Source organism: Roseibacillus ishigakijimensis (genome assembly GCF_016595415.1).
GTDB lineage: Bacteria > Verrucomicrobiota > Verrucomicrobiia > Verrucomicrobiales > Akkermansiaceae > Roseibacillus > Roseibacillus ishigakijimensis.
Window position 1 is genome coordinate 1 of the sequence record NZ_JAENIO010000150.1, and the last position, 456, is coordinate 456.

Sequence of the window (456 nt, forward strand, 5' to 3'; positions counted from 1 at the left end):
AGAAATTCCCCCTGGTAAAAATCGATTTCCCCCGGGAACAAGTAAACGATCCCTTGGCCAATCGCCATTTCCCCGGGGTCCGGGCGGAATTCCCCTTGGAAACGGAAGAAATCCCCCTCGAACAATCCCTTGTTCGAGGGAAGACAAGCGGCCGCGTTCCCGGTAGCCCAGCCCACGTGCCTTTCTAGCGTCCTAATCGAGCATCCCATCCCGGGCCAACACCCCGGAAACAGGGTTTTCGGAAACACTTTTAAGCAGAAGGTCATCAAATGGCCCAGAGCGCGGGAACAGGCCAATCGCGGAGGCCTCGGCGAAGCCTCCCTACCGGGGCACGAGCCTTCGGCCCGTAGCGCCGACGCCTCGTCGGCCCCAGAGCTCACGTCTACCCACAAAGCACCGAACCCATAAACCCCGTCCCACCGCAGGCCCGGCGCCCCAAGCCCACCCCAAGCCCAC

General features: G+C 61.8%; 1 protein-coding gene. It reads left to right on the forward strand.

Translation table 11 applies throughout. The annotated features are described in order from the left end of the window. The coding region (locus JIN78_RS17440) for a hypothetical protein (protein ID WP_234038071.1) at window positions 1-188 on the forward strand (188 nt) is incomplete at its 5' end. Window positions 189-456: the final 268 nt, after the last annotated feature.